This window comes from Roseateles sp. (assembly GCF_039929605.1).
Taxonomy (GTDB): domain Bacteria; phylum Pseudomonadota; class Gammaproteobacteria; order Burkholderiales; family Burkholderiaceae_C; genus Pelomonas.
In genome coordinates, this window is record NZ_JBDSQX010000052.1 from 14895 (window position 1) to 27564 (window position 12670).

The following is a 12670-nucleotide window of genomic DNA, read 5'->3' on the forward strand; positions in this document are numbered from 1 at the left end:
AGTGAGCGCCCGGCCGTCCGAAGCCACTGACGCACCCCCTCGGGGGGCAGCGAGTGAAGCGAGCGTGGGGGCTTCATTTATGCCGGTCTCTGGTTGCGCTTGCTAGCCCACGCAAAGATGGCCAGGCCGCCCAGGATCATCGGCACGCAAAGCCACTGGCCCATGCTGAGGCCGGTGCGGACGGCGAACTCCTTCAGGAAGTCATCCGGCTCACGGAAGTATTCGGCCGCAAAGCGCAGCACGCCATAGCCCAGCATGAAGATGCCTGAAATCTGCCCCGTGGCGCGCGGCTTGCGGGCGTAGAGCCACAGCACGATGAAAAGCAGCAGGCCTTCGCCCGCCGCCTGGTAGAGCTGCGATGGATGGCGTGCAAAGCCTGCCAGGTCGTTTGCTTGCGGGAAGACCATCGCCCACGGCAGGTCGGCCGGCGCTTGGCGCCCCCACAGCTCGCCGTTGATGAAGTTGCCCAGCCGCACGGCCATGATGCCGGTGGGCACGCAGGGCGCGATCAGGTCCGACACCTCGAAGAAGCTGCGCCCGCGCTTGCGGCCGAACAGCCACAGCGCGAACAGCACGCCCAGCAGCCCGCCGTGAAAGGACATGCCGCCCTTCCAGACCGCGAACACCTCGGTGAGATGGCTGATGTAGTAGTCGGGCTTGTAGAACAGGCAATAGCCCAGGCGCCCGCCGAGCACGACGCCGAGCACGCCGTAGAACAGCACGTCGTCGACGTCCGGCTTGGTCCAGCCCACGGCCGTGTGCTGGGGCATGCGAGCGCGCTTGCCCGCCAGCCACAGAAAGAGGCCGAAGGCGATCAGGTAGGTGATGCCGTACCAGTGCACGGCCACGGGGCCGAGACGGAGGGCGATGGGGTCGAACTGGGGGTGGACCAGCATGGCTCGGTCAGGAAGCGGGAGGCGGCGCGCATCATAGCCAGCGCCTCAGCCCCGCCCGGCCACGTGCTCGACGAAACGGGCCACGACGGGTGGCGCATCGCTGCGCCATATCAGGCTGGTCTCGACCTCCGGCGCGCGGGCCATGCTGCGGTAGACGACGCCCGCGCGCTGCAGGCCCTGCAGGCTGGCCGGCACCCAGGCCACGCCGATGGCGGCGGAGACGAGGTTGATGATGGTTTGCATCTGGATGGCCTCCTGGGCCACGCCCGCAGCGCCGTGGTGAGCCAGGATGGCGTCGTAGAGCGACGGCGCAACCTCGCGGGGGAAGATGACCAGCGGGGCGGCGCGGCACTCGTCATCGCTGGGCGTGTGGTCGCTGCTGGGCAGAGCCAGCACGAGGGGCTCGACGCCGATGGACAGGCGCTCGAAGCCGGCCGGCGCGCTGCCGGGGGTGTGAATGACAAAGCCGGCGTCGATGGCGCCAGTGGCAAAGTCATGCAGTTGCACGTCCAGCGTCGCCTCGCGCAGCGCCAGGGCCACTTGCGGGCAGGCCTCGCGAAAGGAGCGCAGCCACTGCGGCAGGCCGCCAAAGCCCACCGTGGACACAAAGGCCAGCCGCAGCCGGCCGGCTAGGCCGTCGGCCACCGCCTTCACCTCCGCTGGCAGCGCGGCGGCCTCGGCCAGTAGGCGCCGTGCCGAGACCTGCAGCGCCGCGCCCGCCGCCGTCAAGCGCACGCTGCGGCTGCTGCGCTCGAAGAGCTGCACGCCGAGCTGGGCTTCGAGCTTGCGCACGGCCTGGGTCAGCGGCGGCTGGCTCATGTGCAGCCGCTCGGCGGCACGGCCAAAGTGCAGCAGCTCGGCCACGGCAAGGAATTGCTGGAGAGGGCGCAACTCGATCATTGATTCACCGCACATATTGATTCGACGTGAACAATATATTTGATCAGCGTTGAGCGGCGCGCCAAACTCGCCACTTCACGAGGAGACCTCCATGAGCTTCAACCGCCGCAGCAAGAACATCACCGAAGGCGTGGCCCGCGCCCCCAACCGCTCCATGTACTACGGCATGGGCTACCAGGAGAGCGACTTCGGCAAGCCGATGATCGGCATCGCCAACGGCCACTCGACGATCACGCCCTGCAACTCGGGCCTGCAAAAGCTCGCCGACGCCGCCGTCATCGGCCTGAAGGCCGCGGGCGCCAACGCCCAGCTGTTCGGCACGCCCACCATCTCCGACGGCATGGCCATGGGCACCGAGGGCATGAAGTACAGCCTGGTGTCGCGCGAGGTCATCGCCGACTGCGTGGAGACCTGCGTGGGCGGCCAGTGGCTGGACGGCGTGATGGTCATCGGCGGCTGCGACAAGAACATGCCCGGCGGCATGATGGGCATGCTGCGCGCCAACGTGCCGGCGATCTACATCTACGGCGGCACCATCAAGCCGGGCCACTACAAGGGCCAGGACCTGAACATCGTCAGCGTCTTCGAGGCCGTGGGCCAGTTCAGCGCCGGCAAGATGAGCGAGGAAGACTTCTGCCAGATCGAGAAGCGCGCCATCCCCGGCAGCGGCTCCTGCGGCGGCATGTACACGGCCAACACGATGAGCTCGGCCTTCGAGGCGCTGGGCATGAGCCTGCCCTACTCGTCCAGCATGTCCAACGTCGAGGACGAGGTGGTCGACAACGTGAAGAAGGCGGCCGACTTCCTCGTCGAGGCCGTCAAGGCCGATCTGAAGCCGCGCGACATCGTCACGAAGAAAGCCATCGAGAACGCCGTCGCCGTCATCATGGCCACGGGCGGCTCGACGAACGCGGTGCTGCACTTCCTGGCCATCGCCCACGCGGCCGAAGTCGAATGGACCATCGACGACTTCGAGCGCATGCGCAAGAAGATCCCGGTGCTGTGCAACCTCAAACCCAGCGGCAAATACCTGGCCGTGGACCTGCACAAGGCCGGCGGCGTGCCCGCCGTCATGAAGGAGTTGCTGACGGCAGGTCTGCTGCACGGCGACTGCATCACCATCACCGGCAAGACCGTGGCCGAGAACCTGGCCGACGTGCCCGTGCTGAGCGCCGAGCAGGACGTCATCCTGCCGGTCGCCACGCCCATCTACGCCGAAGGCCACCTCGCCATCCTGCGCGGCAATCTTTCACCCGAAGGCTGCGTGGCCAAGATCACCGGCCTGAAGACGCCGGTGATGACCGGCCCGGCGCGCGTGTTCGACGACGAACAGTCGGCGCTAGCGGCCATCATGGCCAACAAGATCGTGGCCGGCGACGTCATGGTGCTGCGCTACCTCGGCCCCAAGGGCGGCCCCGGCATGCCGGAGATGCTGGCGCCCACCGGCGCGCTGATCGGCCAGGGCCTGGGCGAAAGCGTCGGCCTCATCACCGACGGACGCTTCTCGGGCGGCACCTGGGGCATGGTCGTGGGCCACGTCGCGCCCGAGGCCTACGAGGGCGGCGTCATCGCGCTGGTGCAGGAGGGCGACTCCATCACCATCGACGCGCATCAACTGGTGCTGAACCTCAACGTCAGCGACGACGAACTGGCCAAGCGCCGCGAAACATGGGTGCAACCGGCACCGCGCTACACGCGGGGTGTGCTGGCGAAGTTTGCGAAAAATGCGTCCAGCGCGAGCTCCGGGGCGGTGCTGGACCTGTTTGAGTGACGGCGAAGCAACCGGGAAGCGCGCTCACCGCTTCTTCTTCGAGTCAGGCTTGGACTGGCCCAGCCCTTCCATGAGCTGCTGACGGCGCGCGGCCTTCTTCGCGTCCAGCGCATCCATCGCCTTCTTCTGCGTCAGGCCGCTGTCGTCTGCGAATTTCCACCAGACGACGGCCAGCGCAAAGGGCGTCAGCACGATGGCCCAGGCCCAGAAGTCGTCCTGGTGGAACTGCACCCAGCCGCCCAGACGCAGGACGAGCAACAGCGCGCCAACCAATACAAATGCCATGCGTCAACTCCTTCAGGTATCTTTGCGTTCACTGTAGTCCAACGCTCCGAAAGGTTTCCATGAAAGCCCTGCTCCTCGGTCTTGCCCTGCTTGCCCCCGCCGCCGCCTTTGCCAACCCGGAGCTGGCGCAGAAGAAGAACTGCATGGCCTGCCATGCGATTGACAAGAAGCTGGTCGGCCCCGCCTACAAGGACGTGGCCGCCAAGTACGCCAATGACAAGGACGCCTACAAGAAGCTGGCGGAGAAGATCCAGAAGGGCGGCTCCGGCGTCTGGGGCGCCATGGTCATGCCGCCCAACGCGGTCACGCCGGCCGAGGCGGAAACGCTAGCCAAGTGGGTGCTGACGGTCAAGTGACCTCGGCTCCTGTGTGAAGAACGGGCCTGCGGGCCCGTTCTCTTTTGCAGCGCCGAAGCGGCGGCATGGGTCGGCTGTCACCGGCGATTCATGGCGAGTGCGAAGAATCGCCAGCGCGCAGGCCGTTCTGCGCGCCCCGACGCTGCCCATGAACAACAACTCCCTCCCGAAACGCGCCGCACTCGCGGCAGCCCTTGCCGGCTTGTTCGGCGTCGGCAACGTACAGGCCGCCTCCGCCAACCTGGAAGGCTGGGCGCTGATGCCCGCCAACACGTTTGCCGAAGGCCCGACCTCCGGCCAGTTCGCGACCGGCGCCGGCGGCAACCCGCTGCCGCTGCTGAACAAGCAATCCGTGCAGGGCTTCTCCGCCGTGCTGGCCGGCCCGACGGCGGGCAGCTACCTGTTCATGCCCGACAACGGCTTCGGCACCCAGGGCAACTCAGCCGACGCGCTGCTGCGCCTCTATGCCGTCACGCCTGATTTCAAGACCGCCACCGGCGGCACGGGCACGGTCTCGGCGGCCAACTACAAGACCGGCGCAGCCATGTCCGGCTTCACGTCCGCCAGCTACGTCGGCCTGTCTGACCCGAACAACCTCCTGTCCATCAAGGTCCAGGCCGACTACAGCCGCTACTACAACAGCGCGGCCAACCCGCTGGTCGATGCCAGCATCCGCAGCGGCCGCCTGCTGACCGGGGCCGATCTGGACATCGAATCGGTGCGCAAGGACAAGAACGGCAACCTGTGGTTCGGCGACGAGTTCGGTCCCTACCTGATCAAGACCAACGCCAAGGGCGAAGTGCTGCGCCGCGAGATCGGCATGCTGGGCGTGTACTCGCCGCAGAACCCCGCCGTCGTCAACGGCAGCGTCATCTCCACGCTTGGCAGCTCGCGCGGTTTCGAGGGCATGGCCGCCAACCAGTCCGGCGACCGCCTCTACACGCTGCTCGAAGGCACCGTTGCAGGTGATACCGCCGGCACGCTGCGCATCAATGCATTCGATGTCAACGCCGAGGCCTACACCGGCCAGCAATGGCACTACAAGCTCGATGCCGCCGGCACCAACATCGGCGACATGACGGCGATCAACGACCACGAGTTCCTGATCATCGAGCGCAACGGCGCCACGGCCACCGGCGGCGGCACGCCGTTCAAGAAGATCTTCAAGATCGACCTGGACCATGTCGACGGCAGCGGCAACGTCAGCAAGACCGAGGTGGTCGACCTGATGAACATTGCCGACCCGCACGACCTGAACGGCGACGGCAGCAACCAGTTCACCTTCCCGTTCGTCACCATCGAGAGCGTGCTGGTGCTGGACGCCCACACGCTGCTGGTGGCCAACGACAACAACTACCCCGGCACAGGCGGCCGCAACCTGGGCTCGGACAACACCGAGTTCCTGAAGATCCACCTGGACCAGGCGCTCAACGTGTCGGCCGTGCCGGAGCCGAGCAGCTATGCGCTGATGCTGGGCGGTATGGGCCTGGTGGGCTTCATCGCCCGCCGTCGTCAGCAGCGCCAATAAGCGTCGACGCAAAGCAAAGGCCGCCCGGGAGGGCGGCCTTTTCGCTGAAGCGGACGGGTTCAGTAAGCCTGACCCAACTGCTCCAGGATGGCCGGATTCTCCAGCGTGCTGGTGTCCTGCGTGACGCTCTCACCCTTGGCCACCGAACGCAGCAGCCGCCGCATGATCTTGCCCGAGCGTGTCTTGGGCAGGTTGTCACCGAAGCGGATGTCCTTGGGCTTGGCAATCGGGCCGATCTCCTTGGCCACGTGGTCGCGCAGTTGCTTGGCGATGGCCTTGGCCTCGTCGCCAGTGGGGCGACCGCGCTTCAGCACGACGAAGGCGCAGATGGCTTCGCCGGTGGTGTCGTCCGGGCGGCCGACCACCGCCGCTTCCGCCACCAGTTCGGTGCAGCTGACCAGCGCCGACTCGATCTCCATCGTGCCCATGCGGTGGCCGGAAACGTTGAGCACGTCGTCGATGCGGCCGGTGATGGTGAAGTAGCCCGTCTCCGCGTCGCGGATGGCGCCGTCGCCGGCCAGGTAGTAGCCCTTCAGCTCGGCCGGGTAGTAGCTCTTCTTAAAGCGTTCCGGGTCGCCGTAGATCGTGCGGATCATGCTGGGCCACGGCTTCTTGATGACGAGGATGCCGCCCTGCCCGTTCGGCACGTCGTTGCCGGTCTCGTCAACGATGGCCGCGGTGATGCCCGGGAAAGGCAGCGTGCAGGAGCCCGGCACCAGCGTGGTCGCACCCGGCAGCGGTGTGATGACGTGGCCGCCGGTCTCGGTCTGCCAGAAGGTGTCGACGATGGGGCAGCGCTTGCCGCCCACATGCTCGTAGTACCACTCCCAGGCGGCCGGGTTGATGGGCTCGCCCACCGAGCCCAACAGACGCAGGCTGCTCAGGTCGGAGCGCGCCGGATGAACGGCAGCATTGCTCTCGGCCGCCTTGATCAGCGAGCGGATGGCCGTGGGCGCGGTGTAGAAGATCGTGACCTTGTGCTTCGCGATCATCTGCCAGAAGCGGCCGGCGTCCGGGTAGGTGGGCACGCCCTCGAAGACGATCTCGGTGCCGCCCAGGGCGAGCGGGCCGTAGGTGATGTAGGTGTGGCCGGTGACCCAGCCGATGTCGGCCGTACACCAGAAGATGTCGTCGTCCTTCAGGTCGAAGGTCCACTTGGTGCTGAGCGCCGCATGCAGCAGATAGCCGCCGGTGCTGTGTTGCACGCCTTTGGGCTTGCCGGTGGAGCCTGAGGTGTAGAGCAGGAAGAGCGGGTGCTCGGCCTCGACCCATTCCGGCGCGCAGGTGGTGGACTCGGCGGCCATCAGCTCGTGCAGCCAACGGTCACGGCCCTCGACCCAAGCAATCTTGCCGCCGGTGCGCTTGTAGACGATGACGTCCTTCAGCGTGGGGCAGGACCCGCCTTCCAGCGCTTCGTCGACGATGGCCTTCAGCGGCAGCGCCTTGCCGCCACGCGCCTGCTCGTCGGCGCAGAGGATGGCCACGGCGCCGGCGTCCTGCACGCGGTCGCGCAGGCTCTGGGCGGAGAAGCCGCCGAACACGACCGAGTGCGTCGCGCCGATGCGCGCGCAGGCCTGCATGGCCACCACGCCTTCGACGGACATCGGCATGTAGATGACGACACGGTCGCCCTTCTTGATGCCGCGGGCCTTCAGCGCATTGGCGAGCTGGCTGACCTTGTCGAGCAACTCCGCGTAGGTCACCTTGGTCACCGTGCCGTCGTCGGCCTCGAAGATCAGCGCCGTCTTGTCGCCCTTGCCGGCTTCGACGTGGCGGTCCAGGCAGTTGTAGGAGACGTTCAGCTTGCCGTCCTCGAACCATTTGAAGAACGGCGCGTCGCTGTCATTCAACGTCTTGGTGAACGGCGTCTGCCAGCTCAGCAGCTCGCGCGCCTGGCGGGCCCAGAAGCCGGCGTAGTCAGCCTCGGCTTCGGCGACCAATGCGGCATAGCCGGCCTCGCCCTTCACGTGGGCGTTGGCGACCCATTCGGGGCTGGGGGCGTAGGTGTTCGGCGTACTCATCGTGTGTCTCCTCGTTCTGGCTGCTTGGCGCGCACTGTGCGAGGAGTCACTGACGAAGCCCTTACTCTCGGCTACACGCCCCGCAGCGCAAGCTTAGCGCGGCTCGGCGCGGGGCCGGCGCTTCAGCCGCATCAGCAGGCCCAGGCCGGCCAGCAGCAGGCCCGCGCTGGCCGGCTCGGGTACCGGGGCGTTGATGAATTGCAGGTTGTCGATCATCAGCGCGTGATCCCAGCTATTGGTGTGAATCTTCAGCTCGTCAAAGACGATGCCGCGAAAGCCGTAGATGTTGACGGTGCTGGTCAACGACGTCGGGGCAGTGGCCGACTCGACCAAGGCGCCACGGAAAAAGGCATCGAAAGTCGAGACGCCGCCGTTCGCAGTCACCATCGAAAAAGCTGCGGTTGAGACGGGGTCGACGAAATGGATCGCGAAATCGGCACGATGAGGTTGGCTGGCCTGGAAGTTGCCGACGCGGTTGCCGCTGAGGTGCGGGTAAGCCGGGTTCATATCGGCGTTGGCAAAAGCGGAAGAGAAGATCAGTCCAAGGTCGCGGAACTGATCGGACACCTCCGCGTTCGGCCCCAGCACGACCGATTCGAAGTCGATCATGTGGTCGGGTGCGGCCAGGAAGGTATCGCCGCTGAAGAAATCGGCGCGCGCTGAGCCGCTCAGCAGGGCCAGCGCGGCCAGGAGTGCAGCTGGCGCATGGCGGAAATGCATTTGGATCATCAGGAACTCCCAAGAGGTTGAAGTGGCGGAACGATCTGCCCCGCTCTCTTCAGGACGGACTGCGCGGTTGGATCCGGACATCCTTCAATGGGCAGGCCGCACCAACATGCGCGGCGCCGATGCAAAAGGCTTGAAGCCCATGGCCTCGTAAAGTTCTGCCGGCGCATAGGCCACCTGACCCTGGATGACCAGGCTGGCGCGGCGGAGCGCGGCAATGTCCTGGCTCGGGTCTCCCTCCACGAGCAGCAGATCGGCCACATAGCCGCGCGCGATACGGCCGCGCTCGGCGCTGGCGCCCACCACCCGTGCACCGTTCCAGGTCGCGATGCGCAGCACCTCAAGCGCCGGGATGCCGGCCTGCACATAAAGCGCTAGCTCGCGGTGCAGGCCCAGGCCGGCCGTGCCGTCGGTGCCCGCCACCAGTGGCACGCCGGCGCGGTGCATGTCCCGTGTCAGCGCCAGCAGCTTGGCGTAGGAACGGCGGTAGGTGTCAAGCTTGTCGCCAGCCAGGTCCATCGGCGCCACGCGCAGCTGGCGCTGCCACAGCACCGGCAGATGCCCGGCCACGTCGCCCAGCACTGGGTCGAGCTCGCCCTGGGCCTGGGTGAACATGGCCTCGAAGGTCATCAGCGTCGGGTCGATAACGACCTGGCGCTCGCGCAGCAGTGCGATAAAGCGGTGCACTTTCGGGCTGGCCAGGTCGACGGCTTGGGCGTCGCTGCCCACGCGCTGGAAGCGCAGCAAGGTGCGGCTGTCGTCCCCCGGCCGGCTGACGAAGTTCAGCATGACCTGGTTGATGTGCGTCAGCTCCGCGTAGCCTGCGCGCACCGCCTGCTCGGCCAGCATGAAGGCCGGCACATGGCCATTGACGTGCAGGCCCAGCCGCCTGGCCTTGTCGGTCAGCGGCTTGACCCACTCGGGCTTGATGGAGTTGTAGAGCTTGATGCCGACATAGCCATGGCAGGCGTACCAGCTCACCGCATCCAGCGCGTCGTCCAGCGTCTCGGCGACGATGCCATTGCGCGCCGAGAAGGGGCTCTTGCCCTCGATGAAACCGGCTGCGTAGACGTTTGGCCCGATGACCGCGCCGCGCTCGATGCGGCTGCGCAGGCGCAGCAACTCGGCGTTGTCGTTGCCGGGGTCGCGAATGCTCGTGACACCGCCGGCCAGATGGGCCAGGCCGTCCTCGCTCCACAGATGCGCGTGCATGTCCCACAGGCCCGGCAGCAGCGTCTGGCCGCGGCCGTCGATGGCACGCTCGGGCAGCACCCGCAGCGCGCCGGGCTCGGTCACGGCGTCGATGCGGCCATGCGATATCCAGACGTCGCTGGGGCCGCGCATGCGCGCCGCCGGGGCGTCGAACCAGCGCACGTTTCGGATCAGCGTGACGCCGTCTAGTGGTCGGGCCAGGCGCTGGCGCAGGGCCATCAGTCGTTCGTCGGCGGCCTGCTGCTGGCGGGCCAGCAGGGTCGGCACCAAGGCTTCGGCGCCCTTCTCCGCCACCGCCCAGCCGGGCCAGGTGATGGCGAACAGCGCGTGGCTGGCGTCGTCGCGCACCCAGTAGTACCAGGGCTGCGCATCGGCGCCGGTGATGGCGACCAGGGCCAGGGGGCCGGTCGCGGCATCGGGGGTCAGGCGGGCCAGGATCTCAGCGCGCAGTTTCACCCCGCCCAGCGTCGCGGCGCTGCCCTCAGGCTGAGCCAGCAGCATGCTCACGACGGCGCCGTAATAGCCTGGCGAAGCCTCGAGCGGCACGAAGACGAAATCTTCACCCGCCGGCGCCTCGCCACTGTCGGCCCGGGAGTGCCAGCGCGCGTGGGCATCGACGACATCGAATTCCTCGGCGATTTCCGCACCCATCGTGCTGCGGCCCCGGCCGCGATAGTCGCGCGGCGCGCCGTTGGCAGCGAGCCGGAAGCTCTCCTTCAGATCCGGTCCGCGGCCGTTGTCGCGATAGCTGTAGTCGGTCTCGACGCGGCCGTCGGGGCCCGTCTCCACGCGCAGATGGCCCGCCAACTGGTTCTGCGCCAGCACGGCGTAGTCGGCCGCCTGCGCGGAGAGCGCGCCCGCCCAGAGCAGCGCCAGTACCAAACCACGCGGCGTCACGACGCAGCTCCGAGCCGGCGGAGCAGCCACATGCCGGCAAGTCCCACGGCTAGCAGCGCCTGCATGTCAGGCTCGGGCACCGGCGCGGCTGCCAGCGTGGCGCCGGCCGAGGTGGTGAAGAACAGTTTGACGTCCTGGCCCGCGGGCAAGGTGATGAGGTCGTCGAAGCTGCCAGCCACGGCCCGCAAGCCGCTGTGGGGCTGGCCCGTGAGCCCGACCGAGAGGACCTGCTCCCGGTAGTCTTCGAACAGCCCCAGACCGGCGGACGGGTCGTAGAGCTTGATGTCAGCGAACGTGACGGCGTAGGCCGAGTCGCCAGGCAGCGTCGCGGTCGCAGACAGGCTCAGCAGATAGTTGCCCGTCACATGGATCTGGCCACCCGCATCGGAATGGAGCAGCAGCGCCCACGTCGAATTGCTGGCGTCAAAACGCTCGCCGAACACGCCGACACGGGCGTACTGGCTCGCAATCTGCTGCCCTTCACCGATGTCGACCTGCCCCATCAACAGCCGGCCCAGGCCGGGGTCCAGGTGCTGGGCATGCAACCGTGGCGCGTCGGTAGTCGTGTCGCTGGCCCCGACTTCGTAGGGCGTACCGCCTGAAACCGGCAAGGCGACGTTGTTGGCAAACATGACAGTCGCCTCATGCCCGACGACGCTGTACTGAGTGCCCGACAGCGGCGTGATGGCAACCGAACTCCAGTCGATCTGCGCAATCCCGGTGGCCGCGCTGGCGGCCTGGGCCACGGGCGTGGCGATGAGCAGCGGGGCCAGCGAGGCAGCGACTAACAGTTGTTGAACAGGTTTCATAAGTCCTCCGTGACGGCGTGGGCGGAAAACCCGCTTCACCTGCCTTCACGGACGGACTGACCGACCCAAACCGGACAACCCGCTCGCCGACCTAATGACCCAGCAGCACCCCCAGCAGCAGCCGCGCCTTGTCCCAGTCGCGCCTCACCGTGCGGTCGGCGAGCTGCAGCGCCTCGGCGATCTCGAGGTCGTTGTAACCGCCGAAGTAGCGCATCTCCACCACCTTGGCCAGGCGCGGCTCGGCCGCAGCCAGGGCCTCCAGCGCCTCATGCACCTTCAACACCTCGTCCTCGCCGGCCGGCGTGCTGTCGCAGATATGCGTGTCCAGCGTCAGCCGGGCCAGGTCGCCGCCGCGGCGCTGGGCCTGGCGCTCGCGCACCGCGTCGATGATGACCGAGCGCATCACCTGCGACGCGTAGGCGAAGAAGGCACGCCGGCTGTCCGGCCGCAGCCGGCCACTGCGCAGAAAGCGCAGATAGCTCTCGTGCACCAGCACGGTCGTGTCGAGCACGGTGTTGCGCCCGCCATCGCGCAAGCGGGCGCGGGCCAGCTTGCGCAGTTCGTCGTAGGCGGCAGAAAAAAGCCGGTCCTGGGCGCCGGCGCTACCGGCATTGACCTGTTCGATCAGGGTTTCGATGGCATCGTCTGGCACGGGCGCATCGTGCCAGCGCGCTGGCAACGTGGACATCATGCGGACTGGGGATGTCCGCTCTGGCCACGGACTTGCGTCTGACCTAGCGTGCGGAACCGATGAAAAGAGCAAAACGATGCTGACCCCGGAGGACATGAGCCGGTTGAGCCGACTGCTCGACGAAGCCCTGGCGCAGCCGCCGCAGGGCCGCGAAGCCTGGCTGGCCGCCCTGCCACAGGACGCAGCCCACCTGGTTGAGCCGCTGCGCAACATGCTGTCGCGCGCCGCCGACCCCCGCCCCCTGACACTGCCACGCCTGGGCGAATGGGAGGGCGAGGACCCGACCGCCGTGCATGCTGGTGATCGCATCGGGCCCTACCGCCTCATCGAGGAGATCGGCCGGGGCGGCATGGGCAGCGTCTGGCGGGCCGAACGGGCAGACGGCAGCTACCAGCGCGAGGTGGCGCTCAAGCTGCCGCGGCTGACCTGGGGCACCGGGCTGGCACGGTTGATGGCCCAGGAGCGCGACATCGGCGCAATGCTGGAGCACCCCAACATCGCCCGCCTCTACGACGCCGGCGTTGACGCCCGCGGCTGGCCCTATCTGGCGTTGGAGCTGGTGGCCGGCCGGCCCATCG

At 67.4% G+C, this 12670-nt stretch carries 10 protein-coding genes and 3 pseudogenes; 5 read left to right on the forward strand and 8 right to left on the reverse strand.

Annotation, left to right across the window (positions count from 1 at the left end):
- Window positions 1–77: 77 nt before the first annotated feature.
- Both lgt and ABIS05_RS07450 read right to left on the reverse strand, forming a co-directional pair.
- Window positions 78–896 (reverse strand): prolipoprotein diacylglyceryl transferase, encoded by an 819-nt coding sequence (lgt, locus tag ABIS05_RS07445; protein WP_348012890.1) that lies wholly within the window; start codon window positions 894–896, stop codon window positions 78–80.
- A 45-nt stretch (window positions 897–941) separates the two neighbouring features.
- Window positions 942–1796, reverse strand: a complete 855-nt coding sequence (locus tag ABIS05_RS07450; protein ID WP_348012891.1) for a LysR family transcriptional regulator — start codon at window positions 1794–1796, stop codon at window positions 942–944.
- A gap of 91 nt (window positions 1797–1887) precedes the next feature.
- Between ABIS05_RS07450 and ilvD the strand changes: the two genes are divergently transcribed.
- The gene (ilvD, locus tag ABIS05_RS07455) at window positions 1888–3567 is read left to right on the forward strand and encodes a dihydroxy-acid dehydratase (RefSeq protein ID WP_348012892.1); all 1680 of its coding nucleotides are present in this window, start codon (window positions 1888–1890) and stop codon (window positions 3565–3567) included.
- 24 nt (window positions 3568–3591) lie between these two features.
- Here the strand turns inward: ilvD and ABIS05_RS07460 are convergent, their stop codons facing one another.
- Entirely contained in the window at window positions 3592–3852 is a 261-nt protein-coding gene (locus ABIS05_RS07460) for a TIGR04438 family Trp-rich protein (protein WP_348012893.1), read from the reverse strand.
- A 59-nt stretch (window positions 3853–3911) separates the two neighbouring features.
- On the opposite strand from ABIS05_RS07460, the gene ABIS05_RS07465 reads away from it, so the two are divergent.
- The 3 genes and pseudogenes from ABIS05_RS07465 to ABIS05_RS28195 all read left to right on the forward strand — a co-directional run.
- Complete coding sequence (locus ABIS05_RS07465) at window positions 3912–4208, forward strand: c-type cytochrome (RefSeq protein WP_348012894.1); 297 nt, start codon at window positions 3912–3914, stop codon at window positions 4206–4208.
- Window positions 4209–4467: 259 nt separating this feature from the next.
- Window positions 4468–5553 (forward strand): annotated as a pseudogene (locus ABIS05_RS07470) (esterase-like activity of phytase family protein); the annotation flags it as partial.
- A gap of 81 nt (window positions 5554–5634) precedes the next feature.
- A pseudogene (locus ABIS05_RS28195) lies at window positions 5635–5736 on the forward strand (FxDxF family PEP-CTERM protein); the annotation flags it as partial.
- 59 nt (window positions 5737–5795) lie between these two features.
- Here the strand turns inward: ABIS05_RS28195 and acs are convergent.
- The 5 genes from acs to ABIS05_RS07495 all read right to left on the reverse strand — a co-directional run bounded on the left by acs (window position 5796) and on the right by ABIS05_RS07495 (window position 12089).
- The gene (gene acs / locus ABIS05_RS07475; protein ID WP_348012896.1) at window positions 5796–7757 is read right to left on the reverse strand and encodes an acetate--CoA ligase; all 1962 of its coding nucleotides are present in this window, start codon (window positions 7755–7757) and stop codon (window positions 5796–5798) included.
- Window positions 7758–7850: 93 nt separating this feature from the next.
- Window positions 7851–8567 (reverse strand): PEP-CTERM sorting domain-containing protein, encoded by a 717-nt coding sequence (locus ABIS05_RS07480; protein WP_348012897.1) that lies wholly within the window; start codon window positions 8565–8567, stop codon window positions 7851–7853.
- Between the two features lie 3 nt (window positions 8568–8570).
- On the reverse strand, window positions 8571–10592 hold the full coding sequence (locus ABIS05_RS07485; protein ID WP_348012898.1) for an amidohydrolase family protein: 2022 nt from the start codon (window positions 10590–10592) through the stop codon (window positions 8571–8573).
- Complete coding sequence (locus ABIS05_RS07490) at window positions 10589–11401, reverse strand: hypothetical protein (protein ID WP_348012899.1); 813 nt, start codon at window positions 11399–11401, stop codon at window positions 10589–10591. Before ABIS05_RS07490 ends, ABIS05_RS07485 begins: the two co-directional genes overlap by 4 nt.
- 91 nt (window positions 11402–11492) lie before the next feature.
- Window positions 11493–12089, reverse strand: a complete 597-nt coding sequence (locus tag ABIS05_RS07495) for an ECF-type sigma factor (protein ID WP_348063233.1) — start codon at window positions 12087–12089, stop codon at window positions 11493–11495.
- Between the two features lie 79 nt (window positions 12090–12168).
- Between ABIS05_RS07495 and ABIS05_RS07500 the strand changes: the two are divergent.
- Window positions 12169–12670: pseudogene (locus ABIS05_RS07500) on the forward strand (hypothetical protein); the annotation flags it as partial.

Bases quoted from the DNA above. Each gene is read 5' to 3' on its own strand.
- lgt (WP_348012890.1), bottom strand. From the start codon at position 896: ATGCTGGTCCACCCCCAGTTCGACCCCATCGCCCTCCGTCTCGGCCCC.
- ilvD (WP_348012892.1), top strand. From the start codon at position 1,888: ATGAGCTTCAACCGCCGCAGCAAGAACATCACCGAAGGCGTGGCCCGC.
- acs (WP_348012896.1), bottom strand. From the start codon at position 7,757: ATGAGTACGCCGAACACCTACGCCCCCAGCCCCGAATGGGTCGCCAAC.
- ABIS05_RS07490 (WP_348012899.1), bottom strand. From the start codon at position 11,401: ATGAAACCTGTTCAACAACTGTTAGTCGCTGCCTCGCTGGCCCCGCTG.
- ABIS05_RS07460 (WP_348012893.1), bottom strand. From the start codon at position 3,852: ATGGCATTTGTATTGGTTGGCGCGCTGTTGCTCGTCCTGCGTCTGGGC.
- ABIS05_RS07450 (WP_348012891.1), bottom strand. From the start codon at position 1,796: ATGATCGAGTTGCGCCCTCTCCAGCAATTCCTTGCCGTGGCCGAGCTG.
- ABIS05_RS07495 (WP_348063233.1), bottom strand. From the start codon at position 12,089: ATGTCCACGTTGCCAGCGCGCTGGCACGATGCGCCCGTGCCAGACGAT.
- ABIS05_RS07480 (WP_348012897.1), bottom strand. From the start codon at position 8,567: ATGTCCGGATCCAACCGCGCAGTCCGTCCTGAAGAGAGCGGGGCAGAT.
- ABIS05_RS07465 (WP_348012894.1), top strand. From the start codon at position 3,912: ATGAAAGCCCTGCTCCTCGGTCTTGCCCTGCTTGCCCCCGCCGCCGCC.